We start from the raw sequence: 26,325 nt of genomic DNA on the forward strand, positions 1-26,325 counted from the left end.
ATCAATGGTTTACAAGGACAGTATGCTAAAATTTACCTGTTTGACCGATTTGGTAAGCTTATCAAACAACTTAGCCCTGATACGCAAGGTTGGGACGGTACGTACAACGGTAATCCGCTACCTGCAACCGATTACTGGTTTACTGTCGAATACTTCGAACTCAATACAACAAAAACATTTAAAGCCCATTTCTCACTTAAAAGATAGTGTGATTATAGAATAAATAAAGCCCGAATAGATTACTCTATTCGGGCTTTTAAATTGTATGAATTTCGAAAAGTGGGTAGTAATAAAAGTATTGATTATCCAAAAAAACCAAAAAAAGTTATGACTCTTTTTGGTTTTTTATATTCATTTTATTTCAACGAACTTTAAAATACAAACATAGGTCTATCACTCATAAATGCATTAACTTCATCTGCAATTTGCTCCAACACATCTTCATTTTGATAGTTTGTAATTACTCTATCTATAAAATCTACAATAGTTTCCATATCGGCTTCAAGTAAACCTCTTGTAGTAATCGCAGGTGTACCTACTCTGATCCCTGAAGTAATAAATGGTGATTTATCATCAAAAGGCACCATATTTTTATTTACAGTAATTTCTGCCTTAACTAATGCATTTTCGGCTTCTTTTCCTGTAATATTTTTGTTTCTTAGGTCGATAAGCATCATGTGATTGTCTGTACCTCCAGAGATAATATTATAGCCTCTTTTTGTAAAAGCATCTGCCATAGCTTTGGCATTTTTTTGAACCTGCATAGCATAGCTAAAAAATTCATCTGTTAAACACTCTCCAAAGGCAACTGCTTTAGCCGCAATAATATGCATTAATGGACCACCTTGATTACCAGGAAAAACCGACATATCGAGTACATGGCTCATCATTCGAATTTCTCCTTTTGGAGTAGTTAATCCCCATGGATTTTCAAAATCTTTCCCCATCATAATCATACCACCTCTTGGTCCTCTAAGAGTTTTATGTGTGGTAGTTGTTATAATGTGGCAATGAGGGATAGGGTCATTCATTAAACCTTTGGCAATAAGTCCAGCAGGATGAGAAATATCTGCCAGTAAAATGGCTCCTACAGCATCTGCTATGTCTCGAAAACGTTTAAAATCGATATCACGTGAGTAAGCAGAAGCACCTGCAATTATTAATTTTGGTTGCTCTTTAATGGCTATTTCTTCTATTTTATCGTAATTTAAAACTCCTGTTTCTTTATCAACTCCATAAAAAACAGGACTATATAACTTTCCTGAAAAATTTACAGGAGAACCATGTGTTAAATGTCCTCCGTGAGATAAATCGAAACCAAGTATTTTATCGCCAGGTTTTAAACAAGCCGCAAAAACAGCCGTATTAGCTTGTGAACCACTATGCGGTTGCACGTTTGCATACGCTGCACCAAACAAAGCTTTGGCTCTATCTATGGCTATTTGCTCTACAATATCGACTACTTCACAGCCTCCATAATATCTTTTATTTGGGTATCCTTCTGCATATTTATTGGTAAGACAAGAACCTGCAGCTTCCATTACTTGGTCACTCACAAAATTCTCTGAAGCAATTAACTCTATACCATGCTGTTGTCTATCTTGTTCATCTAAGATGAGTTCAAAAATTTGTTCGTCGCGTTGCATATTTTTAAATTTTCAATAATTATTGCTCAAAAATACAAAATAAGTTTGTCAAATAAATTCTTAATAATATATTTGATTACAAATTTTTAAACAAACAAATCAATATACTTATGCCAAATATAGCTAATGATCCTAATAGAAAAAGCTGGATTGAAGTTCCAGAAAATAGCGATTTTCCTATTCAAAACATTCCTTTTGGAGTATTTATTACTAAAGACGATGTAGTTACTATAGGAACTCGTATTGGAAACTGTGCCATAGACATGGGTGCATTGCAACAACTAGGTTATTTTGAAGGAATAGAACTTACAGATGATATGTTTATGCAAGATACTCTGAATGATTTTATTTCTGATGGGAAAAAAACGTGGCGCTTAGTAAGAAATAGGCTTGCCGAATTATTTGATGCTAATAATCCTAAACTTAGAGACAACAAATCTCATAGAGAAGTTGTAATTTTTAAAGTAGAAGACATAGAAATGCTTTTACCTGTACAAATTGGCGATTACACTGATTTTTACAGTAGTAAAGAACACGCTACTAATGTTGGTAAAATGTTTCGTGATCCCGAAAATGCTTTATTACCCAATTGGTTACATTTACCTGTAGGATATCATGGTAGAAGTTCAACAATTGTGCCAAGTGGCGTGCCTGTACATCGCCCATTGGGGCAAACTATGCCTGCTGATGCCACAAGCCCTATTTTTGGACCTTCAAGATTGGTAGATTTTGAATTGGAAACAGCTTTTATTACTACCGATGCTAATGTAATGGGTGAAAGAATAAGTGTAGACGAAGCCGAAGATCATATTTTTGGAATGGTATTATTTAACGATTGGAGTGCACGTGATATACAAAAATGGGAATATGTGCCTCTTGGTCCATTTTTGGCAAAAAACTTTGCCTCTTCAATCTCACCATGGATTGTTACTATGGATGCATTAGAACCATTTCGTTGTGCATCTCCAAAACAAGAGCCTACACCTCTTCCCTATTTACAACAAACGGGCAATAAGGCTTTTGATATAAATTTAGAAGTATACATTCAACCCGAAAACGGCACAGAAAGTTTGGTATCTAAATCAAATTTTAAATATATGTACTGGACTATGGCTCAACAATTGGCACATCACACAGTAAACGGTTGCAGAGTTAATTCTGGAGACATGATGGGTTCTGGAACAATATCTGGCCCTACAGAAGATAGCTTTGGTTCTATGTTAGAATTAACTTGGGGCGGAAAAAATCCAATTAAACTTAACGACGGAAGCGAACGTAAATTTATAAATGACAATGATACTGTAATTATAAAAGGGTATTGTAAAAATGAAAATGTGCGTATTGGTTTTGGAGAATGTAGTAGCAAACTTTTGCCTGTAATAGAAAAATAAGTTGATTTTGGCTCAATATTTGAACCATTCTACTCAATAACCTAAAATTGATACACCATGAGATTAAAAAACTACTATTTTATTTTTTTGTTTTTTCTAACAAGTATCATACTATCTTGTGGAGTAAGACAAACCCGAGAATCATTATCTTCTGGAGATTATGATGCGGCTATTAAAACTGCTGTTGAAAACCTTAGTAACCGAAAAGATGCAAAAGGTAAGCAAGATTATGTATACATGCTCGAAGAAGCATTTGCAAAAGCCAAAGAACGCGATTTGCAAAATATAAATCTTTGGTTAAAAGATGCCAATCCAAGTAATACCGAAAAAATATACAATACTTACTTGCAACTCAACAACCGTCAAGAATTAATAAAACCTTTGCTACCATTAAAACTATTAGACGCAAGTAAAAATGCATACTTTCCGTTTGATAATTATGCTGATGAAATTGTTAGTAGTAAAAGTGCTTTAGCAAAACATTTGTATGATAATTCTAAAGCTCTTTTAATTACAAAAGATAAAATGAATTATCGAAGAGCTTATGATGATTTAATGTATCTATCACAATTACAAAGCAATTACAAAGATACAAATAGCCTTATTGACGAAGCCAAAGCCAAAGGAACAGACTATGTAAGTGTCTATACAAAAAATGAAACGAATATGGTTATTCCTTCTCGTTTGGAAAATGACCTTTTAGACTTTAGCACTTTTGGATTAAATGATAAATGGACTGTTTATCATAACAATCGACAAAAAGGCATAACTTACGATTATGGTTTAATTGTTAATTTTAGAAATATCGCAATATCGCCAGAACAAGTTAAAGAAAAAGAGTTTATTAAAGAAAAACAAGTTAAAGATGGAACAAAACCATTACTTGATGCCAATGGAAACCCTGTAAAAGATGACAAAGGAAACCCTATTAAAGTAGATAATTTTAAAACAATACGTATAAATATATACGAATTTAAACAATTAAAAACGGTTCAAGTTACAGCAAAGGTCGATTACATCGATTTCAAAAACAACCAATTAATAGATACATTTCCATTAAGTAGCGAATTTATTTTTGAAAACATTTATGCCAAATACAATGGAGATAAAGCCGCTTGTGATGATATCTATATGGGCTATTTTGATAAAAGAGCTGTTGAATTTCCTAGTAATGAACAAATGGTTTATGATTGTGGAGAAGACTTGAAAGCCAAATTGAAAAACATTATTTACACAAATAAATTCAGAAAATAATTTTATATTATAATTTAAAAAATCTGCTTAACTATTTTAGTTAAGCAGATTTTTTTTAGCTAAACCTTAACCTATAAAATAGTAAGATAAAAAATTTACTACATATAACTTATTCTCTGCAAAAACTAAACCACTATGGACTAGAAGTCCATAGGTTTGGTTGGCAGACTAAAAGTCTGCAAGGCTGAAAAGCAAAAAACTGCCACTGATTAAAATGATTTCCGCTGATTAAATCCTTTAAATCATCTTAATCAGTGGCAAAACTTTTTAGAAGCTAAAGCGAGATGCACTCAAAGTGCATAGTTTTAACTATATTTGAGACCAATAAATAATCATTCTGAATAATTATTCTTTTACAAAATAGATACTGATTTTCTTGAAAAACATTTCTAAAATTGACTAGAAAAACACTAAAAATAGCTCATACAAAAGTAAATACATAAAAAAGCACTTCAATTCTAATTTAGAATCTTGAAAGCAACTATAAACAAAAAAGTCTTCCTTTTTCAAGGAAGACTTTTTACTATATTAATTTGAAAATCTATTTATTAGCTTCTTCATGTCGTTTCTCTATAGAATCTATATCTTCTTTCTTCATAGAATCTAACAATACTGGAGTTGCAATAAACAATGAAGAGTAAGTACCTACAACAATACCTATCAACATAGCAAATACAAAGCCTCGTAGTGTATCGCCACCAAATATAAACATGATTAATAAAACCATAATCATTGTTAAAGAAGTATTGATAGTTCTAGACAATGTAGTATTAATAGAAGCATTTACAATTTCTTTAAATGTTCCTTTGTAATTACCATCTAAGAACTCTCTAATTCTATCAAACACAATTACGGTATCGTTCATAGAGTAACCAATAACAGTTAATATTGCAGCAATAAAATGCTGATCCATCTCCATGTGGAAAGGCATAAATTTGTATAGTAAAGAATAAGCGCCTAATACAAAAATAACATCGTGCACAATAGCGGCAATAGCACCTAATGAATATTGCCATTTTCTAAATGAAACAACCAAATACAAACCTACTATAAGCATTGCGCCTAATACAGACCAGTATGCGTTTGTTTTAATATCTGCCGAAATTGAAGGTCCTACTTTCATAGATTGTAATACTCCAAATTTTTTACCTTCAGCAGTGCTTGTGAATTGCTCATAAGAAATATTATTGAAGTATTTTTTCAACACATCATAAAGTTTAGTATTTACTTCTTTATCTACTTCAATTCCTTCGTCTTTAATTTTATATTTTGTTGTAATTTTTAGTTGGTCATCACTTCCAAATATTTTAGCTTCGGCACTACCGTCAAAAACAGCTGCTAGTTCTTTTGAAACTACTTCAGGTTGAACGGGTTTTTCAAATTTTACCTGATATGTTCTACCTCCAACAAAATCAATACCTTCATCTAATCCATTTGTAAAAAACGAAATACAACTAACAATAATTACTGTAGAAGAAATAATATAGGTCCATTTTTTTGCTCCAATAAAATCAAAATGGAATCCAGTAAACCAATTTTTTGACCATGGTGTAGTAAATGTTAATTGTTTTCCATGAGCAATATCTCTATCCATTAAAATTCTAGGTATAAATATAGATGTAAACAATGATGTGAATATACCTATCAATAATGTAGTAGCAAAACCTTGTATTGGACCTGTACCAAATATAAATAATATAGCTCCAGTAAGTATGTGAGTAACATTCGCATCAATTATAGATCGCATAGCACCTTTCCAGCCATAACCTATTCTTAAAGCTTCTTCTAATGTTTTTCCTGCTCGCAATTCTTCTTTAGCTCTTTCATAAATAATAATATTGGCATCTACAGCAGTACCCAATGTAAGTACGATACCTGCAATACCTGGCAAAGTAAGTACTGCACCTAAGCTAGCTAATATTCCGAATAAGAATAATAAATTTACAATTAACGCTACATTGGCATACCAACCTGCTCTACCATAGTATACCACCATCCATAAACATACTAAAAGTAAACCTACAATAGAAGAAGTAGTACCCGCATCAATTGCTTCTTGACCTAAAGATGGTCCTACTACAGTAGATTGAACAATTTCTGCACGAGCTGGTAATTTACCTGCTCTAAGAACATTGGCTAAGTCTTTTGTTTCAGCAACCTCAAAGCTTCCTGAAATTTCAGATCTACCTCCTGCAATTGGCCCTGATGTAACACCTGGCGCAGAATATACTACGTTATCTAAAGCAATGGCTATATATCCTTTTTCTGTATATGCTTTACCAGTAAGGTTTTCCCAAACTTTTGCTCCTTGATTGTTCATTTGCATAGATACAGATGGTTTACCCATAGGGTCAAACGAATCTCTAGCATCAACAATTACTCCACCACTAAGAGGAGCCACACCATCTTTATTTCCTTTTAAACCATATAGTTGAACAGTTTCTGTAACTTTTTTAGTTTTCTCATCTGTAGAAACATCAGGTTTACTCCATGCAAATTTTACGAGTCTTTTATCAGCAGGTAATAATGCTTTTACATCATTACGTTTTAAATAAGAATTAATTTTTGCAGTATCTTTAACCGAAACAACAGCTAAAATTGGTCCGCCACCTTGAGCCATTTTATCAAACAAAGGGTTTGAACCTTTTGCTTTTGAAGTAGCTACAGAATCTTTAGATTTATCGGCTAATACATTGTTTATAGAATCTATAGTAGTCGATTTTTTGTCTGTTTCAACTGTTGCTTCTGATTTTTTAAGCAATTCATTTACTGCTCCAAAAAATTGAGCAAAATCTTCAGCTCTATATGTTTCCCAAAATTCTAATTTGGCTGTTCCAGAAACAATTTTTGTAATTCTATCTACATCTTTAGCACCTGGTAATTCTACCAAAATACGACCTGATTCTCCAAGTTTTTGAATATTAGGTTGCGTAACACCAAATTGGTCAATACGTTTTCTAAGTACTTCAAAAGCACTTTCTACTGACTCATTTACTTTTTTACGAATTACTCTTTTTACTTGATCGTCAGACATTTTGAAATTAATTTCATCTGCTAAATTTTTATTAGCAAAAATATCTGGTGATGCCAATTTAGTTGTTCCTCCTGAAACGGCATCAAATGATCTAAAAAATGCGTCTAAATAAGACTCATTACCTTGTTGAATGCTTTTTGTATTTTCTAAGGCTTTATTAAATACTGGATTTTTAGAATCGTTGGCAAGATTTCTTAAAACATCTTTTACAGATATTTGTAAAATAACGTTGATACCTCCTTCTAAATCTAGACCTTTATTTATTTGCTTGGCACTTACATCTGCATAAGTATAATCTGCAAAACCTAAGCTAAATACATTTACTTTTTTTAATGAGTCTAAATATTTTACTTCAAGCGAATTTAAATCGGGTAGTTTATCGGTAGCTACTCCTTTGCTTTTTAGTTTATTTAACTCGGTTGATGCGAAGCTTTTTGCATCATTTTTAATGTTACTTGCAACAAATGTAAATGTAAGTTGGTAAATACTTACAATTGCAAATAAAATTGCAAAAAATTTAATAAGTCCTTTATTCTGCATTACTACTAAAAATTAATTAATTTTTTGTTTTCAAATATTCTAAAAAAACTATACAAAGTAACTCTTTGATTATCAACTAATCAAAGAAAAAACACTTGTTTTTGCTATTTTTAAAACGTGCAAATATATAATTCTGAACTAGATTATCAAATTATTTGTGTACTTATATCAAAAAAAAGACTGCAATTTCTTGCAGTCTTTCTTATTTGTTTGATTTTGGATATTATAATACAGAACTTAAATCGCCATTCATAGCTCTCACAGCATCTGCACTCTTCGCAAATTTTGCTTTTTCGTCATCATTCAATTCTACAGAAACTATTTTTTCTACACCATTTTTACCTATTATACATGGTACACCTATGCAAATATCGTTTTGTCCATATTCTCCTTCTAAAAATACAGAACATGGTATCATTTTCTTTTGATCATTTAAGATGCTATCTACCAAGTAGGCTACAGAAGCTCCTGGTGCATACCAAGCAGAAGTTCCTAATAATCCAGTAAGTGTTGCTCCTCCAACCATAGTGTCGGCTGCAACTTTTGCTAATTCTTCTTCTGATAAAAATTCAGAAACAGGTACTCCGTTGTAAGATGCTAAACGAGTAAGTGGTATCATGGTTGTATCGCCGTGTCCTCCTATTACCATTCCTTGTATATCGTTGGCAGGTTTATCTAAGGCTTGAGATAAATAACATTTAAAACGTGAGCTATCTAGTGCTCCGCCCATACCAATAATTCTATTTTTTGGTAAACCTGTAGCTTTAAGCGTTAAATATGTCATAGTATCCATAGGGTTTGATACTACTACAATAATTGCATTTGGAGAATGCGCCAAAAGGTTTTCGGCAACTCCTTTTACAATACCTGCATTAATTCCTATTAATTCCTCACGCGTCATTCCTGGCTTTCTTGGTATTCCCGATGTAATTACAACAACATCGCTACCTGCTGTTTTTGAATAATCGTTGGTACTACCTGTTACTTTTGTATTAAAACCAAGCGTGGTTTGAGTTTGCATAATATCTAAGGCTTTTCCTTCGGCAAAACCTTCTTTAATATCTATAAGAACTACTTCGCTAGCAATTCTTCTGTGAGCAATAGCATCGGCACATGTAGCACCTACATTTCCTGCTCCTACAACTGTTACTTTCATTGTATTGTGTGTGTTATATTAGAAATAAATTAAAATTCGTACTCAACAGAGAAGTTTGTGTTTACAAATTTACCAAATGCAACACTAGATTTTACAAAAATTTTGCTAAAATGATATCTACAAGCAATTTCTCCCAATGAATTGAATTTTTCTTTAGAAATAGACTTTAATCTTCGGTTTACTTCTTCTTGAAAATTGAGTACGTCTTCTATACTTCCTTTATCACCTGTAATTTTGTATTTAAAATTACTTTTGTTGGTAATAGAACTTGCCATGATTTCAAATTTTCCAAATTGTTTCGAAGCTGCCACTTGAAATTGATAAGTATCTACAAATCCTGTAATTTCGTTTAAACCAAGATTACCCAAAGGCGTATTGATATCTAAAAAATCGAAACTTATTTCTTCGTTGGAATAATTAGTAAGAAAAGCCAAAGCAATCTTATTTTTTTCTAAATACGGCATATATTGACTGATATTGTGTTTAATACCAAAACCATATACTTGATAATTGCCTTTTTTAAGTTTTACTTTTGTAGAGTATCTAGCTATAAGTTCTGTACCTTTCCAGAGTGCAATGTTTCCTTGCAAAAAAGGATGAAAAACGGTTTCCATGTCTACTCCTTTTGGCGATGCTATTCGAAGCGGATTTGTACCTATACTTGCATTGTAATAAACATCTGTATTACCGCCCAATGCTGTAGGAACGGTAGTTTGATTTGCGCCTTCAATGGTAAAAAGTTTAAAATCTGAATTGGCTACTTGAAAATTTCTATCTCTATTGGGTACAAAAAACAAATTACCATGGAGTGCCAATGAAACTTCTCCAAATTTCTTCTTTTGGGGTGTATTCATCCAAGAGCTAGAGGCTTGATAAACGGCACAATCTGTTGCTGGAGTTATATATTTTTCAGAAAAAAACAGGGCATCATCTAATAGATACCCTATTTGTTGTATTTCTTGTATTTGCGCACGACCAACTATTGATATGAATAGAAAAAAAGGTAATGCAATTTTTAAATGAATATTACGCATCAATATTTGCATACACTGCATTTTTCTCAATAAACTCTCTACGCGGTGGTACTTCGTCTCCCATAAGCATCGAAAATATTCTATCGGCTTCTGTGAGATTGTCTATTTTTACTTGCATTAAAGTTCGAGACTCTGGGTTCATTGTGGTTTCCCATAATTGTTCGGCATTCATTTCACCCAAACCTTTATAACGTTGTATATTTGCACCTCCACCTAATTGTTGGATAATTCTATCTCGTTGATCGTCGTTCCAAGCGTACTCTTTTTTATTTCCTTTTTTTACTAAATACAAAGGTGGTGAAGCTATATATACGTGTCCTGCTTCAATTAATTCACGCATAAAACGATAAAAGAACGTTAAAATTAATGTAGAAATGTGGCTACCATCTACATCGGCATCCGTCATGATTATTACTTTATGATAACGTAATTTTTCTAAATTGAGTGCTTTACTATCGTCTTCTGTACCTATGGTTACACCAAGTGCGGTAAAAATGTTTCTAATTTCTTCATTTTCAAAAACTTTATGATGCATAGCTTTTTCAACGTTCAAAATTTTACCTCTTAGCGGTAAAATAGCCTGAAAATTTCTATCTCTACCTTGTTTTGCTGTACCGCCCGCAGAGTCTCCCTCTACAAGATATACTTCGCATTTTGCTGGGTCTTGTTCTGAACAATCGGAAAGTTTACCTGGAAGACCGCCACCACCTAAAACAGTTTTTCTTTGAACCATTTCACGAGCTTTCTTCGCTGCATGACGGGCTTGGGCTGCCAAGATTACTTTTTGAACAATCGTTTTAGCGTCATTTGGGTTTTCTTCCAAATAATTTTCTAGCATCTCTGAAACGGCTTGAGATACTGGCGAAACGACTTCTCTATTTCCTAATTTGGTTTTTGTTTGTCCTTCAAATTGAGGTTCGGCAACTTTAACGGATATAATTGCTGTAAGTCCTTCTCTAAAATCATCTCCCGAGATTTCAAATTTTAATTTATCGAGCAATCCAGAGGCATCAGCATATTTTTTTAAGGTACGTGTAAGTCCCATTCTAAAACCTTGCAAATGGGTTCCTCCCTCGTGTGTATTAATGTTATTTACATACGAAAATATGTTTTCAGAATAACTTTCGTTGTAAACCAAAGCCACTTCTACAGGAATTTCTCCTTTTTCGTTTTCCATGCTAATTACATGGTTTATGATAGGAATACGGTTTCCATCTAGAAATTTCACAAATTCTTTCAAACCTTCTTTCGAATGGAATGCTTCTCCTTCAAAAGTGCCATCTTCTTTTACTACCCTTTTATCTGTAAGAGTAATAGTGATTCCTTTATTTAAAAATGCCAACTCACGCATACGAGCTGCCAAAGTATCATAGGAATATTCTAATGTTTGTGTAAAAATAGTACCGTCTGGCTTGAAAGTTACAGTAGTTCCTCTTTTATCTGTAGTTCCTGTTTGTTTTACAGGATATAAGGCTTTTCCTCTTTCATATTCTTGTTCATAAACCTTTCCATCGCGATAAACTGTAGCTGTTAAATGATCTGACAAAGCGTTTACACACGATACCCCAACTCCATGAAGACCTCCCGATACTTTATAAGAATCTTTATCAAATTTACCTCCCGCACCAATTTTAGTCATTACAACTTCTAGTGCCGATACGCCTTCTTTTTTATGTAAATCTACAGGTATACCTCTACCATTATCTTCTACAGATATTGAATTGTCTTCGTTTATAAATACACTAATAGTATCACAATGACCTGCTAATGCCTCATCTATAGAGTTATCTACTACTTCATATACTAAATGATGTAAACCTCTTACTCCAGTATCTCCAATATACATTGATGGACGCATACGCACATGCTCCATTCCTTCTAAGGCTTGAATACTATCGGCTGAATAACTATTCTTTTTAATTTCTTCGCTCATAAAAACGTTCTAGTTTAATGATTTTTGTATAACAGGCAAATATACAAAAAAAGAACGTTTTAAAAGCTATTTTAAGGCTTTTATAACACAAGTTATCAACAAAGACATAGCGTTAAGATATCGTTTATTAGAACCGAATAAAAAGCCTTATTACTCTTTATTGTTATGATAAAAAAAGAAACACCTACTAAACTAAAAGCAGGTGTTTCTAAACAAACAAACTAAACTTCAATATAATATTCAGATAACTGTATACTATATACTTTACATATTGTAAAAACTACAAAACTATTGTATTGTAAGCTTCTTCGTGTACATTGGCAACAGCTCTACCTGAAGGATCGTTCATATTTTTAAAAGCTTCGTCCCACTCTAAGGCTTTTTGTGTACTACAAGCTACACTGGCTTCTTGCGGAACACACAATGCTGCTGTATCACTAGGAAAATGCTCGCTAAAAATGGTTCGATAATAATATTCTTCTTTATTCGTAGGCGTTTGAATAGGGAACTTATATTTTGCATTAGCCAGTTGCTCATCTGACACTTCCTTCGATACTATTTCTTTGAGCGTGTCTATCCAACTATAGCCTACCCCATCGCTAAATTGTTCTTTTTGGCGCCAAGCAACACTTTCTGGCAACATATCTTCAAACGCTTTTCGTAATACCCATTTTTCCATTCGTTCACCATTGATCATCTTGTCTTGAGGGTTTATAGTCATAGCTACATCCATAAATTCTTTATCTAAAAACGGAACTCTACCTTCAATTCCCCATGCTGCTAAACTTTTATTAGCCCGCAAGCAATCGTACATGTGCAATTTGCTTAATTTACGAACTGTTTCTTCATGAAATTCTCTTGCATTTGGGGCTTTATGAAAATACAAATAACCTCCAAATAACTCATCAGATCCTTCGCCAGATAATACCATTTTTATACCCATAGATTTAATAACACGTGCCATTAAATACATAGGTGTAGAAGCTCGCACGGTAGTAACATCATAGGTTTCTAGATTATAAATAACATCACGAACAGCATCTAAACCTTCTTGAATGGTAAATTTTATTTCGTGATGAATTGTTCCTAAATGATTGGCTACTTTTTGAGCCGCTGCCAAATCGGGAGATCCTTCTAGCCCTACGGCAAATGAATGCAATTGCGGATACCATGCTTCGGCAACATCGTCTGACTCGATACGTTTTTGGGCATATTTTTTGGCAATTGCCGATGTAATAGAAGAATCTAACCCTCCAGATAATAATACGCCATAAGGCACATCGCTCATTAATTGTCTGTGTACTGCTGCTTCGAGTGCTACTTTAATTTTTTGGATATCAGTTTCATTATCTTTTACGGCATCATAGTCTACCCAATCTCTTTTGTACCATTGAACCAATTTTCCGTCTTTGCTAGAAAGATAGTGCCCTGGAGGAAACAGTTCTATTTTTGAGCAATATCCTTCTAATGCTTTAAGTTCTGAAGCTACATAAAAAGTTCCGTGTTTATCCCAACCCATATACAAGGGAATGATACCCATGTGGTCGCGAGCTACAAAATATTCATTTTTTTCTACATCGTACAACGCAAATCCAAATATACCATTCATTTCATCAATAAAATCGACTCCTTTTTCTTTATAAAGAGCTAAAATTACTTCACAATCACTTTGCGTTTGAAAATTGTATTTTCCTTCAAATTGTTTGCGTAATTCTCTATGGTTGTAAATTTCTCCATTGGCTGCTAAAACCAAATTTTTATCTTCACTAAAAAGAGGTTGTTTCCCTGATGCAGGATCTACGATAGCCAATCTTTCGTGTGCTAAAATCGCTTTGTCATTACTAAATATTCCGCTCCAATCTGGACCTCTATGACGAATTATTTTTGACATTTCGAGTACCTGAGGTCTTACAATCTCAGATTTTTGCTTCAATTCAAAGGCACATACAATACCACACATAATTATTATTTTATTTAGTAAGCAAATTTCTACTTTAAATACAATATTAAAAATTAAAATTTAAAATTTAATTATAGATTGTAACTTAAATTAATAAAAAAAGATAATTATGAAACTCAACAAGCTATTATTAATACTGTGAGATTAAAATTTTTAGATTTCACAAATAAAGGTTATTCATTTTTCCTGCAAATTCGTTAAAATTATAAACAAAAAACTTTAAATTTTATGTATATTTGAAAATTCAATTTATACATCAATATAGAAATCCGTCTAATTATATGTGTGGAATATCTGGCTTTACGCTTAAAACAGATAACGGAACTTTAAAAAATTCGCTTTTAGAAAATTTTAAAACACTACAAAATCATCGAGGTCCAGATCACAATGCGCTTTGGAACATAAATAACACCTATTTTTTTCATGATCGTTTGGCTGTTATAGATGGCTCTGCAACGGCCAATCAACCTTTTTATAATGATCGCTATGTTTTGTGTTACAATGGAGAAATCTATAATTTTGAAAAACTTAAAAAAAATTTACCAAACGTACATTTCCAATCGGCATCGGATACCGAAGTTTTATTTTATTATTTAATTGAATTTGGTATCGATAAAACGCTAAAAGATATTAAAGGAATGTTTGCCTTTTCCTTTTATTGTACAACCACACAAGAACTATTTTTGGCTCGTGATAGATATGGTATAAAGCCTCTTTATTTTGTAAATAATTCTGGTGTTTTTGCATTTGCTTCAGAAACCAGAACTCTAGCAAAATCTTTACAATTAAAACCCGATTCTTATAAAACCATTATGTCTATAAATAGTACTGTAGAAGGAAGTACTACTTATACGCTGTTTAATGATATTAAAAACATCAATGCTGGAACGTATTTAAAAGTTTCTGAGCACTTTACAGTTACTGAACATACTTACTACAAATTGTCTGATGATATTGATGAAAATTTGTTTAATGAACAAAAGAAAAAGTCTAAAAAACAAGTAATTACAGAATTTGAAAATTTACTTGGTAGTTCTGTAGAGCAAATGCTTACGAGTGATTTTCCTGTGGGTTCTTTGGTAAGCGGAGGCATTGACTCTTCAATAATAAGTTCGCTTGCCAAACAATACAGCCCAAATATTGAATTGTATACTGCAAATATTGTTGGAAAACATTCAGAATATGAAGACACAAAACTCTTAGCCTCTCATTTGAATTTAAACTTAAAAAAAGTAGATTTTTTACCGACGGATTTTTTAAACAATTGGCAACAAGCTACAGAATATAATGCAGCGCCTATAGTATATTTTACCAATGCACTTCCATTGGCGCAAGTAACCAAATTAGCTCGAAATAACAACCGAAAAGTTGTTCTCTCTGGAGAAGGAGCCGATGAATTGTTTTTGGGTTATTCAAAATTAATTGCACAACGCTATAAAAGTGCATTATTGTTGCCCGAAACAGTATTGAAAAAGTTATACAAAGTATATCCTGCATTGCACAACTACTTATTTCCTTCCAATTACAGTAATTTAGAGCCTTTTAACATTCGATTAGCAAATGGTTTTAAAAGCGAAGTTCTATACAATGAAGGAAATGATATCTATAATTTTATTCCAAAAAATACCAAGAAATATTATGTAGATAGTTATGAAATGATGCAAAAACATTTACATGCTTTATTGTATAGAAATGATAGAATGGGCATGATGTCATCTGTAGAAGTGCGATTTCCTTTTTTGCATGAAGATGTAATAAAATACATTATGAACCTTCCATTGGAATACAAAACAAAACGCACTGTTGATTTTCACAATAAAAAACATCCTTTTCTTACAGATAAATGGATTGTAAGAGAAATAGCTAAGAAATATTTGCCAAAAAAGTTAGTTTCAAAAAACAAAAATGGTTTACCTATTGATGGATTAACCAATTTGAAAATACAAAAAGATTTTTTTACCAACGGATATATAGCAGAACATTTACAGCTTACCAAGCAGGCTTTACACTATATGATAGAAAATGAAAATCCATATTTTATAGGAAAATTAGCTTCTGTAGAAGTATTTGCCATGCTTTATGAATACCACTGCAATACAGAAGAAATTCAAGAAAAAATAAACCGTAACTGTTACTACAAATAGTATTCTCTCTCTAGCAATATTATTCTACTGAAACTATCTTATACGGAGTATTATTTATTTTAAATTCATCTCCTGTAGTTTTACCCATTAACTCTAACCCGAGTGGAGAATTGGGCGAAAGAGAAATAATAACATGTGTATCTATTTCTATTTTGGGTAAAGCCGCACTCACAAACAACCAAATAGTATTGGCTTTTACCAAGCTACCCAAAGCTATTTTGTTGTGTTTTTTTGTTCTATCAATATGCTGTAAAATTGATTTTTGAGCAATTATTTCTTGTAGTTTTTTAGTAAGTTTTTCCTGCTCTAAGTGCATCATAGACAATGCTGTTTCGTGTTTATCTCCAGCCGAACCTTTTGCATCATTTTGAGCATCGATGGTTAAACCCAAAATCATATCTCTAAAAACATCTTCTTTATCTTGAAGCAGTAAAAGGTGTTGTTGCACGATTTTTTCTTTCATTATTTAGGCTATAAAAACTTATTAAAACATAAGTATTGCTAAGAAATTTTAGAATTAATACCTCTTGATTTATCTTTTTTAAAAATCAAATTTATAATTTGCTCCCAATAACACTTGAATACCTTGTACAGGATAGTTAGTCCATTTTTGGTAATTTTGATTGGCCATATTATTGCTTTTTACAAAGAAAGTCCATCTATCGTTATACTTAAATCCTACGTGAGCATTGGCATCAAAAAAACTATTAAGTTTTACGGTGGTGTTGGTATAGGCAGGTTCGCCAATTGCGGTTACATCTCGAACCATAAGGCGGTCTTTTCTTTCGCCAGTAAAATAAATTTTGAAGCCAGCATACCATTTTGGAGTAATTTGAAAATCTAATGTTGATGCTAATTTTAAAGCAGGAAGATTATACACTTCTTCAAGGTTTTTGGCGGTATAACTGTTTAATGTGCCTTGAATACCAAATACAATGTCTTTAGAAACATCTGCTTTTAATTCTCCAAAAAACGAAATTGTTTTTACAGTATCGTACAATACTTCAAACGAATTTAAATTTACATAAGGCATCGTAGTATCGGTTTGAAAACTATCGTAAACGTTGGAAACAAACATAGGTTTGTAATTTTCGTTTGTAAAAAAACCTTTTATATTATAACCTATTCCACTTGCCAATTTTCCTTTTAATCCTACAAAAACATCATACTGTTGGTCTGTTGGATTAATTTGTAAAGTAGGTGATACAAAATTGTTTTGATCTACAAATTCTTTATACGAATTTTGCTGCAAATTCCCTTCTGCTCCAGCATAACCTATCATTAAATCGCCTACAAGTTTGTACGACGCCGTAATATTTGGGTATACATAAAACTTACTGCTTGCATTGTCTGAGCCTGAAACGCTGTAAAACACTTTAGCTCCTATATTTACCAACAAATCATCTCGCGTAATTTGAAAACTTGGCACTAAACCTAAGTTGGTAGCTCCGTAATTATATGCTTTTGAAAGCAAATAACTTTTATCGAAACTTCCTCCTAAATAATCAAATATAAATTGTGTTTTTATCTTTTGATCTAAAACTTGAATTTCAAAATTTGGTTTTGCTACAAATCTATTTTCTGAAGAAGAAAATTTATCTGAAAAGTGCGTAAAACCTGCGGTTACATCTTTTAAAATACTTTCTGAAAGTGCTACTTTACCTCCTAACGACAGTGTGTTAAAGTTTTGCTTAGGGTTTATAGCGTTTAATTGTTCTGGGGTAAAAAAATCATGAGGAACGCCATACCAATTGTACATTTGATTTTGATAACCCAAATCGATATTCCACGATAGTTGTTGTGTTCTATTACCATACGTTACATCTAATGCAGAATTTGAAAACGAATTTTTAAGTTCTACATTTTTAATACCACCTTGCGAAGACAAGTGTTTTAACTTTGCTCCAACATAATTGTTATTTTCGAGTTGATGCGTAACAAATAACTCTGCGTTAATATTGGTATAATTGCCCGCAGCTAGCGTGGCATAATTGTCGAAATATTTTTCTTGTTTTGATTTTTCAACAGCTGCTGCTTTTCCTTTTGAAGGAGTAAAGGTAGATGCTACTGGAAAAGAAAAAATGGCGTAGTTTATCACTTCTTTCTCTGTGGCAACTTCATCTTCAAAAGTAGGTATTTCCTTTACTTTAAAAGCGTCTGATACAGATGGCGTGTATGGTTTTACAACATTTACCACTTCAGAACCTATAGGATTTTTTTGTGCATAAACACCTCCAAAAATCAATAATGCAATGGTTGTTTTTTCTATATTTTTGATAAAATTCATATCCGCTGTTTATTTTTTAATAGATGAATTGGTTTTGCTTTCTTCCGATTTTATTTTACTCAATTCGGCAGTAGCCTCATCGACAACATCTTTAAAATCTGTAAAATTTTCTAGTACACTTTCCAAAATGTATGTAGCTTGATAGCTGTCTTTAAGTCCGTAGAAATTTTTTGCCATAATTACAAGACTTTTTGCGCCCCAGTATTTATATCCCGAAAAATCTTTGGCTATTTTTTGTACCGATTTATTCGATTCTTCGTATTTATTTTCTTTATTTTTAAAATAAGCATCATAGTACCAAGCCTCGGCAGCAAGTTCTCCTTTGGCAATTTTTTGCAACGTGCTATAAGCCGATTTTGCTTTAGCTTCATCTTTGGTTTGTATAGCTGAGCGAGCCACTATAATTTGCGCATCACTTTTTATTTTATTGTCAGACTTTGGGTTTAACAATACCTTATCTGCATACAAAACGGCATTAGCATAGTCATCTTTTTCGTAATACGAACGCATTAAATTGGCTTGAGCAAATGTTTTATTTTGCGGAAAATCGGCTTCATTTTCCAATCTTACTAATACAGGTATTGCTTTTGAGTAATCTGATTGTTTTAAATAAATTTCTGCAAGTCTGCTTAGTGACTGTTCTGTAAACTCACTTTTGGGTTTTAGTACAACATTTTCATAATGTGTTGTAGCATTGTTTTCCATGCCTTCTGCAAAATACAATTGGGCTAAATAGAAATTGGCTTTTAAGCTATTGTTTCCATTTGGAAATTGATTTACATAGCCTGCAAATCCTGAAATAGCTTGTTTTTTATTTCCTTGTAAATATTGTTTCTCAGCCGATTGGTAAGTATCGCTATCAAGTTCGGCATCTGAAACCTCAATATAGCCTAATGATTTTACCCATGCTGCATATTGGTCTACTTGATTGTTATCCATATAAATTAATCGTGCCGTAGATACTGCCTCCATAGATTCTGGAGATTTTGGATAATCGGTAGCCACTTTTTTAAACTTTGCTATGGCTTGTTCATCTTTATCTGAGTTATAATATATAAGTCCTTGTTTTAATATAGCTTTTGGATTGTAAGTACTGTTTTTAAATTCAGTAAGCAACATATCATACGTTTTTATTGCCATATCTGTTTTGTCTTCAGTAATATAAGTATTACCTAGTTCATATAACACATCATCTCTATATTGCGATGATTTATAATTTTGAAGAAATTTATTAAAATCTTCTATTTTTTTATCGTTTTTACCTACAAAACCATAGCTTATTGCTTTTTGATAGGTTGCATAATCGGCATCTATACTTTTAAGTTCTATTACTTTGTTGTAAGCTTCCATAGCGGGCCAATATTTTGAAGTTACAAAACGACTATCTCCCAAGCGCAAATAAGCATCGTTTATTCTGGTTTTATCATCTTTATTTACTTCAATAAATTTCTGGAAATAAGTAGCCGCTTGTTCGTACTCTTTTTGTTTAAAATATGTGTAACCCAAATTATAGAATATATTTTTATACTCGGGTGTTACTTTTGCTTCTTGGCTATTCTCAAATTGTTTATACGATACTAATGCCTCTTGAAAATTATCTAAAACAAACTCTGTTTCGGCTTTCCAAAAAGTAGCTCTTGCCAAAAATTTAGCATCTTTGGGTTCTCCAATCGATTTTTTAAACATTTTAAGCGCTTCTTGATAAACGCCATCGTTGTACAACTCTATTCCTCTGTAAAACGTAACTTTTTGATACGCATTTTTTGTGTCTGCAGATTTATTTTTATCTAATACCGTTAGGGCTTGCTGATAATTTTTGGACGTAACATACGAACTCACTAATAAACTTTGAATTTCATTTTTACTCGTTGAGTTTGGATATTTATCTAAAAACGCATTCAAAATATCTGGCACACTTTGATACGAATTACCAATATCGTAACTAAGTTTGGCGTAGTTTAGGGTAGCATCTTCTTGAATTTTTTTATCAAAATCCATTTCAGAAGCGTTTTTAAAAGCGTTTAAAGCTTGTGGTTTCTTATCTGTTTTTAAGTAACTTTCTCCCAAATGATAAAACCCATTTTGCGCAACATAATCTTTTCCGTCAATTATTTTATTAAACTGTGAAATAGCATTTTCGTAATCTTTTTGTTGATAAAAGGTGTAACCTAATTGGTAATAATCGGTATTTGTCCATTGCCCATTTTTTCCTTTGTATTCTTTTAAATAAGGTAAAGCCTTGTCATATTGCTTTAAATTAAAATAGCTTTCTCCAATTATTTTGTTTAGCTCCGATTTTTCTTGGGCATTGGACTTTGGCATAGCCGCGATACCTAACTCTATAGCTTTTTTAAAATTACCCAATTTAAAATTCATATCGGCTTGAAAGTACGATAGTTTTTCTTTGTATTTTTCTTCGCCCGAAACTTGATCAAAATACGTATTGGCTTCTTTGTAATTATCATTATCATAAGCCATAAAACCTAAATAGTATTTTGCTTGCGAACCATATTCGCCCGAATTGGCAACTTTATTGAAATAATTAATCGCTTCTTTTTTGTTTTTGGAAGAAAAATAACAATATCCTTTTTGGAAATTATATTTTTCTAACTCCTCATAAGTAAGTGCGCTTTCATCTATTTTATCAAAATATTGTAACGCTTTTGGATAATTTGCTTGCTCAAAATAATAATGTGCAACACCCGTATAGGCTTGATTTTGCTTTGTACTTGTTGGGTTATTTGCCACAAAATCTTCCATAAGTATATCGGCATTGGGTTGGTTTAACCTTATGGCACAATTGGCAATGTAAAACTCAGCATCTGTTTTTGTTTCTTCTGAAACCGAAGTTTCTTTTACTTGCTCAAACATAATTTGTGCTGCCAAATATTGTTTTTCTTGATATAAGCTTAAAGCAGTATCAAATTTTGCTAAACTATTGGAATAAACTTCTGTTTTTTGTGCAAAAGCTGTAGTAGCCAATATACTTGCGCTTATTAAAACTATATTTTTTATAGTGTGCATTTTTTTGAGTTTTTTAAATATCAAAATTAGGTTACCTGTAATGTATAACGAAGTGTTTTATCTTTTTATTATAAACATTTTTCTTAACATTTAATACACAACGATATTTTATAATAAAATTTGTATAGAATGCGTTATAGTACTACTTTTACAAATAATTTAATTTAAAGTTATGCCAGAAACCGTATTATCGCTTAAAAATGCTACTATATATCAAGAAAAAAATGTAATTCTTTCAAATGTTAATGTAGATGTAAAAAAAGGAGAATTTATTTACTTAATAGGTAAAACTGGAACAGGAAAAAGTAGTTTTTTAAAAACACTCTACGCCGATTTGCCTCTTACAGAAGGTGAAGGAAATGTTGTAGACTACAATTTAGTTGGGTTAAAAGACGATGCTATTCCATATCTAAGAAGAAAACTTGGTATTGTATTTCAAGATTTTAAACTTTTAACCGATAGAACTGTTGCCGAAAATTTACTGTTTGTATTACGTGCTACAGGTTGGACGAATGAAAGTGACATGAAAAACAAAATTGATGAAGTTCTAGAAAAAGTAGGCTTAAGCGGATTTTCTGGAAAAATGCCTCATCAACTTTCTGGTGGAGAGCAACAGCGTGTTGCTATTGCAAGAGCTTTGCTAAATGATCCCGAAATTATTATTGCCGATGAGCCCACAGGAAATTTAGATCCGCAAACAAGTGTAGGTGTACTCGAGCTTTTAAGAAAAATTAATTCATTAGGAAAAACCATTATCATGGCAACACATGATTATGCTATTTTAATGAAATTTCCAAACAAAACCCTAAAATGCGAAGACGGAGCCGTATTTGAAGTTATGGTTCAAAAAACCTTATAAAAAAAGCAAAAGCGGTTTTTATAACCGCTTTTACTTTTTTAAAATTATGTGTATATTTTATTCTAAAGAGAAACTCACACTTACATTGGCAGTAACTTCTATCTCACCTACAGCAAGTGTTTCTTGATTTGCACCTGCGCCGTCGGCAACTGCCATATCATACTTCATCATAGCTCTTTGCGGGTAATAAACATTTACAGAATTGTCTGAAATGGTTATTGCTTTCCCTATTTTTTGGTTAAGTACCGAAACATAATCTTCTGCCTTATGCTTTGCATCTTTCATTGCTTCTTTTCTAGCTTGCGAACGAAAATCTTCTATTTTAGACGATTTGAATTCTACATTATCTATATTATTGATGCCTGTATCTACTAAGCCCATCATCAACTCGTCATACTTTGTTATATCTTTCAATAATATATTTATGTTTTGATAAGCTCTATAATTATATTTTTTCTTGTCATAATCGTAGTTTCTTTGCAAACTCACATTTGTAGTTTGAAAATCGGAAGTAGGAATTCCAAATTTTTTAATAAACTTCATGACTTTGTCTACCGTTTCGTCGTTTAATTTTTTTACTTCGGTAGCATCTTTACCAAGATTTTCTACTCCAAAATTTATAGATACTTGATCGGGCTTTACTTTTATTTTTCCTTCACCTGTTACAGATACTTGAGGAACAATCTTGGTTACTTCTTGCGCATTTGTCATGGTTGTAAATACTAATGTTGCTAATAGGATTAATTTTTTCATAATTGATTGTTTTTTAATTAGTGTATTGTCAATTTTTATGCCAATTATAATTTTCCTTGTTTCATTAAAAAATACAAAATTCCAATTGGAACTAATAACCCAACTATTAACAAGGGTTCTATTTGAAGTAATTCGGGCATTTTTATCACAGTAAGCACTAATCCACCGACTGCACCACCAAAATGTGCTGCGTGCCCTATTCCATCATTTTGGGCTTTCATTCCGTAAATAGAATACACCAAATACAAAACACCAAATACATAGGAAGGCATTGGTAGTAAAAAAAATACACCTACAGTACTCTCTGGAAAAAGCAATATAGAAGCATATACGATACCTGTAACGGCACCCGATGCTCCTACAGCACTGTAGCTGTAATCGTTTTTGTAAATAGTTAATGTTAATAAACTCCCAAACAGTAAACTTCCAAAATAAATAAGCAAAAACGAAAAATTTCCAAATGTACTAATGACACCTTGAGAAAAAGAATACAAAACATACATATTGAGCAATAAATGCACCCAATCGGCATGTAAAAACCCTGAGCTAATCATGCGTATTTGTTCTCCAGACCGAATGCTTCCAATATGAAATTTATATTTATTAAAAAATGTTCGGTCTTCAAAACCTTTGTAACTTATAATACACGTTACCAAAATAATGAGTAATACAATATGTTGCATATGCTATTTTTTAGGGTAAAAATAATAATTACTAAATGATTAGTTTGAGAAAATAAAATTATTTTTAAAGTATCTTTGCATTTCAATTTTTACAAAAATATGCAACGTATTGTTTTTTATATACTTTATCCAATATTATGGTTTATTTCTATATTACCCTTTAGGCTATTGTATATTTTATCAGATATAATTTATGTGTTTATATACTACATTGTAGGCTATAGAAAAAAAACAGTTAAAGAAAATTTACAAATTGCTTTTCCGCAGTTTACAGAAAAAGAAAGACTTGCTATAGAAAAACAATCGTATAAGCATTTGGTAGATATGTTTTTAGAAATGATAAAAACAATATCTATCTCTGAAAAAGAAATAAACAAACGATTTGTATTTAAAAACTTAGATGTTTATCTCGACTTAGAAAAAAAAGGAAAAAGCATTGCATTAATGTGTTCTCATTATGCTAGTTACGAATGGATAGTATCTTTAAATAGTAAAATTTCTTTTAAAGGCTATGCTATTTATAAACGTATTGCCAATGAGTATTTTGACACTTTGGTAAAAGACATTCGAGCCAAATTTAAAGCTTACTTGATTACGACCAAAGAAACCAAAAAAACAATTGAAGAAAATAGCTCTAAAGGTATTTTGGGAATTTATGGTTTTGCTAGCGACCAAACCCCACGACGCAATCACACTATGTATTGGTATCGATTTTTTAATCGAGAAACACCTATACATACTGGCGCAGAGGCATTGGCAAAACAATACAACATGAACATGATTTACTTAAAAGTTACCAAAGTTGGTCGTGGATATTATGAAGCCTATTTTGAAGTACTAACCGAAGATGTAAACAGCATTCCTGATTATCAAATTTCGGAATTATTTATCCGAAAAACGGAAGAGCAAATCAAAGAAAATCCAGGATATTATTTGTGGACTCACAAACGTTGGAAACACAAAAAAAACGAATAAAAAAGGGTGTTTGAATTTTCAAACACCCCTTTGTATTATACATACATTGTTTTTCTTAACTCTTGAATTTTAGCATCGTCTAAATAATCATCAAAAGTCATATATCTATCAATTACTCCTTTTGGCGTAATTTCCAAAACTCTATTGGCCACTGTTTGTGCAAACTCGTGGTCGTGTGTGGTAAATAATACCGAACCTTTAAAGTTTTTTAATGAATTGTTGAATGCTGTAATCGACTCTAAATCTAGGTGATTTGTAGGCTCGTCTAGCATAAGTACATTGGCTCGTAAAAGCATCATTCTAGAAATCATACAACGCACTTTTTCTCCTCCCGATAAAACATTACATTTTTTTAGAGCTTCTTCTCCAGAAAAAATCATTTTTCCTAAAAATCCTCTTACATAAACCTCATCACGCTCTTCTTCTGTTTTTGTCCATTGGCGTAACCAGTCTACCAAATTTAAGTCGCTTTGGAAAAACTCGGCATTATCGTTTGGCAAATACGATTGAGCTGTAGTAATACCCCAATCGAAAGTTCCAGAATCTGGAGTCATTCTATTATTTAAAACTTCATAAAAAGCAGTGGTGGCGCGAGAATCTTTTGAAAAAACAACAATTTTGTCGCCTTTTGCCATGTTTAAATCTACATTTTTAAACAAAACTTCACCGTCTACAGAAGCGCTTAAATTTTCTACATGCAAAATTTGATCTCCAGCTTCACGCTCTTGGTCAAATATTATGGCAGGATATCTTCGGCTTGATGGTTTTATTTCATCAAGATTTAATTTCTCAATCATTTTTTTACGAGAAGTAGCTTGTTTCGATTTGGCTACATTGGCACTAAATCTGCGAATAAACTCTTCCAATTCGGCTTTTTTCTCTTCTGCCTTTTTGTTTTGTTGTGCTCTTTGTTTGGCAGCTAGTTGGCTACTTTCGTACCAAAATGTATAGTTCCCCGAATAGTGATTAATTTTTCCAAAATCGATATCTGAAATATGTGTACAAACAGCATCTAGAAAGTGACGGTCGTGCGATACTACTATTACGGTATTTTCATAATTTGCCAAAAAGTTTTCTAGCCATGAAATTGTTTCAAAATCTAAATCGTTGGTAGGCTCATCCATAACCAAAACATCTGGGTTTCCAAACAATGCTTGTGCCAATAAGACTCTTACTTTTAGTTTTCCTTCCATTTCACTCATAAGTGTATAGTGAAACTCAGTGCCTATTCCTAAATTTGAAAGTAGTGTAGCAGCATCAGAATCGGCATTCCAACCATTCATTTCTTCAAACTGTACTTGAAGTTCTCCTATTCTGTCGGCATTTTCATCTGAATAATCTGCATAGAGTGCATCCATTTCAGATTTTACATCATACAATACTTTATTTCCCATCATAACGGTTTCAAGAACGGTATGATCGTCAAACATATTGTGATTTTGGTTTAATACTGACATACGCTTGCCTGGTTCTAAAATAACCCTACCCGATGTAGGCTCAATATCGCCAGCCAATATTTTTAAAAAAGTAGATTTTCCTGCTCCATTGGCGCCAATTACGCCATAACAATTGCCTTGTGTAAAAGTGGTATTTACTTCGTCAAAAAGAATTCTTTTTCCAAATTGTACCGATAAATTGGATACTGTAAGCAT

Annotated in this window: 18 protein-coding genes; 6 read left to right on the plus strand and 12 right to left on the minus strand. The window is 32.3% G+C overall.

Annotated elements, in window-relative coordinates:
• Positions 1-207 (plus strand): T9SS type B sorting domain-containing protein (locus Q361_RS06985; RefSeq protein ID WP_146046988.1); only part of this gene is annotated, 207 nt, incomplete at its 5' end.
• A 164-nt stretch (positions 208-371) separates the two neighbouring features.
• Here the strand turns inward: Q361_RS06985 and glyA are convergent.
• A complete protein-coding gene (gene glyA / locus Q361_RS06990) occupies positions 372-1,646 on the minus strand; it encodes a serine hydroxymethyltransferase (protein WP_103726012.1) in 1,275 nt (424 codons plus the stop codon).
• 110 nt (positions 1,647-1,756) lie between these two features.
• On the opposite strand from glyA, the gene fahA reads away from it, so the two are divergent.
• Positions 1,757-3,037: a fumarylacetoacetase gene (gene fahA, locus Q361_RS06995; RefSeq protein ID WP_103726013.1), complete on the plus strand. Its 1,281-nt coding sequence runs from the start codon at positions 1,757-1,759 to the stop codon at positions 3,035-3,037.
• Positions 3,038-3,094: 57 nt separating this feature from the next.
• Positions 3,095-4,291, plus strand: coding sequence for a hypothetical protein (locus tag Q361_RS07000; RefSeq protein ID WP_103726014.1), 1,197 nt, complete (start codon positions 3,095-3,097; stop codon positions 4,289-4,291).
• 541 nt (positions 4,292-4,832) lie between these two features.
• Here the strand turns inward: Q361_RS07000 and secDF are convergent.
• The 5 genes from secDF to asnB (Q361_RS07025) all read right to left on the minus strand — a co-directional run bounded on the left by secDF (position 4,833) and on the right by asnB (Q361_RS07025) (position 13,948).
• Complete coding sequence (secDF, locus tag Q361_RS07005) at positions 4,833-7,865, minus strand: protein translocase subunit SecDF (protein WP_103726015.1); 3,033 nt, start codon at positions 7,863-7,865, stop codon at positions 4,833-4,835.
• A gap of 223 nt (positions 7,866-8,088) precedes the next feature.
• On the minus strand, positions 8,089-9,021 hold the full coding sequence (mdh, locus tag Q361_RS07010; protein ID WP_103726016.1) for a malate dehydrogenase: 933 nt from the start codon (positions 9,019-9,021) through the stop codon (positions 8,089-8,091).
• A 29-nt stretch (positions 9,022-9,050) separates the two neighbouring features.
• A complete protein-coding gene (locus Q361_RS07015) occupies positions 9,051-10,067 on the minus strand; it encodes a DUF6588 family protein (RefSeq protein WP_103726017.1) in 1,017 nt (338 codons plus the stop codon).
• Positions 10,048-11,988: a DNA topoisomerase (ATP-hydrolyzing) subunit B gene (gene gyrB / locus Q361_RS07020; protein WP_103726018.1), complete on the minus strand. Its 1,941-nt coding sequence runs from the start codon at positions 11,986-11,988 to the stop codon at positions 10,048-10,050. Before gyrB ends, Q361_RS07015 begins: the two co-directional genes overlap by 20 nt.
• Positions 11,989-12,268: 280 nt before the next feature.
• Positions 12,269-13,948: an asparagine synthase B gene (asnB, locus tag Q361_RS07025; protein WP_103726019.1), complete on the minus strand. Its 1,680-nt coding sequence runs from the start codon at positions 13,946-13,948 to the stop codon at positions 12,269-12,271.
• A 236-nt stretch (positions 13,949-14,184) separates the two neighbouring features.
• Here asnB (Q361_RS07025) and asnB (Q361_RS07030) point away from each other — a divergent pair, with 236 nt between their 5' ends.
• Positions 14,185-16,092, plus strand: a complete 1,908-nt coding sequence (gene asnB / locus Q361_RS07030) for an asparagine synthase (glutamine-hydrolyzing) (RefSeq protein ID WP_146046989.1) — start codon at positions 14,185-14,187, stop codon at positions 16,090-16,092.
• Positions 16,093-16,111: 19 nt separating this feature from the next.
• Here the strand turns inward: asnB (Q361_RS07030) and Q361_RS07035 are convergent, their stop codons facing one another.
• From Q361_RS07035 to Q361_RS07045, 3 genes are all read right to left on the minus strand, one after another.
• Entirely contained in the window at positions 16,112-16,555 is a 444-nt protein-coding gene (locus Q361_RS07035) for a GreA/GreB family elongation factor (protein ID WP_103726021.1), read from the minus strand.
• 78 nt (positions 16,556-16,633) lie between these two features.
• Positions 16,634-18,379: a TonB-dependent receptor gene (locus Q361_RS07040; RefSeq protein WP_103726022.1), complete on the minus strand. Its 1,746-nt coding sequence runs from the start codon at positions 18,377-18,379 to the stop codon at positions 16,634-16,636.
• A gap of 9 nt (positions 18,380-18,388) precedes the next feature.
• Positions 18,389-21,403, minus strand: a complete 3,015-nt coding sequence (locus tag Q361_RS07045; RefSeq protein WP_103726023.1) for a tetratricopeptide repeat protein — start codon at positions 21,401-21,403, stop codon at positions 18,389-18,391.
• Between the two features lie 172 nt (positions 21,404-21,575).
• Here Q361_RS07045 and Q361_RS07050 point away from each other — a divergent pair, with 172 nt between their 5' ends.
• Positions 21,576-22,262, plus strand: coding sequence for a cell division ATP-binding protein FtsE (locus tag Q361_RS07050; RefSeq protein ID WP_103726024.1), 687 nt, complete (start codon positions 21,576-21,578; stop codon positions 22,260-22,262).
• Between the two features lie 57 nt (positions 22,263-22,319).
• Here Q361_RS07050 and Q361_RS07055 read toward each other — a convergent pair whose 3' ends face one another.
• Complete coding sequence (locus tag Q361_RS07055; protein ID WP_103726025.1) at positions 22,320-23,015, minus strand: SIMPL domain-containing protein; 696 nt, start codon at positions 23,013-23,015, stop codon at positions 22,320-22,322.
• 44 nt (positions 23,016-23,059) lie between these two features.
• The gene (locus tag Q361_RS07060; protein ID WP_103726026.1) at positions 23,060-23,698 is read right to left on the minus strand and encodes a rhomboid family intramembrane serine protease; all 639 of its coding nucleotides are present in this window, start codon (positions 23,696-23,698) and stop codon (positions 23,060-23,062) included.
• Between the two features lie 99 nt (positions 23,699-23,797).
• Here Q361_RS07060 and Q361_RS07065 point away from each other — a divergent pair, with 99 nt between their 5' ends.
• Positions 23,798-24,673, plus strand: coding sequence for a lysophospholipid acyltransferase family protein (locus Q361_RS07065; RefSeq protein ID WP_103726027.1), 876 nt, complete (start codon positions 23,798-23,800; stop codon positions 24,671-24,673).
• Between the two features lie 35 nt (positions 24,674-24,708).
• Here Q361_RS07065 and Q361_RS07070 read toward each other — a convergent pair whose 3' ends face one another.
• On the minus strand, positions 24,709-26,325 hold the full coding sequence (locus Q361_RS07070; RefSeq protein ID WP_103726028.1) for an ABC-F family ATP-binding cassette domain-containing protein: 1,617 nt from the start codon (positions 26,323-26,325) through the stop codon (positions 24,709-24,711).

It is taken from the genome of Flavobacterium croceum DSM 17960 (assembly GCF_002917885.1).
Classification (GTDB): Bacteria; Bacteroidota; Bacteroidia; order Flavobacteriales; family Flavobacteriaceae; genus Flavobacterium; species Flavobacterium croceum.

Coding starts and splice junctions, on each gene's coding strand:
- glyA (WP_103726012.1), bottom strand. CDS start 1,646: ATGCAACGCGACGAACAAATTTTTGAACTCATCTTAGATGAACAAGAT.
- fahA (WP_103726013.1), top strand. CDS start 1,757: ATGCCAAATATAGCTAATGATCCTAATAGAAAAAGCTGGATTGAAGTT.
- Q361_RS07000 (WP_103726014.1), top strand. CDS start 3,095: ATGAGATTAAAAAACTACTATTTTATTTTTTTGTTTTTTCTAACAAGT.
- secDF (WP_103726015.1), bottom strand. CDS start 7,865: ATGCAGAATAAAGGACTTATTAAATTTTTTGCAATTTTATTTGCAATT.
- mdh (WP_103726016.1), bottom strand. CDS start 9,021: ATGAAAGTAACAGTTGTAGGAGCAGGAAATGTAGGTGCTACATGTGCC.
- Q361_RS07015 (WP_103726017.1), bottom strand. CDS start 10,067: ATGCAAATATTGATGCGTAATATTCATTTAAAAATTGCATTACCTTTT.
- gyrB (WP_103726018.1), bottom strand. CDS start 11,988: ATGAGCGAAGAAATTAAAAAGAATAGTTATTCAGCCGATAGTATTCAA.
- asnB (WP_103726019.1), bottom strand. CDS start 13,948: ATGTGTGGTATTGTATGTGCCTTTGAATTGAAGCAAAAATCTGAGATT.
- Q361_RS07035 (WP_103726021.1), bottom strand. CDS start 16,555: ATGAAAGAAAAAATCGTGCAACAACACCTTTTACTGCTTCAAGATAAA.
- Q361_RS07040 (WP_103726022.1), bottom strand. CDS start 18,379: ATGAATTTTATCAAAAATATAGAAAAAACAACCATTGCATTATTGATT.
- Q361_RS07045 (WP_103726023.1), bottom strand. CDS start 21,403: ATGCACACTATAAAAAATATAGTTTTAATAAGCGCAAGTATATTGGCT.
- Q361_RS07050 (WP_103726024.1), top strand. CDS start 21,576: ATGCCAGAAACCGTATTATCGCTTAAAAATGCTACTATATATCAAGAA.
- Q361_RS07055 (WP_103726025.1), bottom strand. CDS start 23,015: ATGAAAAAATTAATCCTATTAGCAACATTAGTATTTACAACCATGACA.
- Q361_RS07060 (WP_103726026.1), bottom strand. CDS start 23,698: ATGCAACATATTGTATTACTCATTATTTTGGTAACGTGTATTATAAGT.
- Q361_RS07065 (WP_103726027.1), top strand. CDS start 23,798: ATGCAACGTATTGTTTTTTATATACTTTATCCAATATTATGGTTTATT.
- Q361_RS07070 (WP_103726028.1), bottom strand. CDS start 26,325: ATGCTTACAGTATCCAATTTATCGGTACAATTTGGAAAAAGAATTCTT.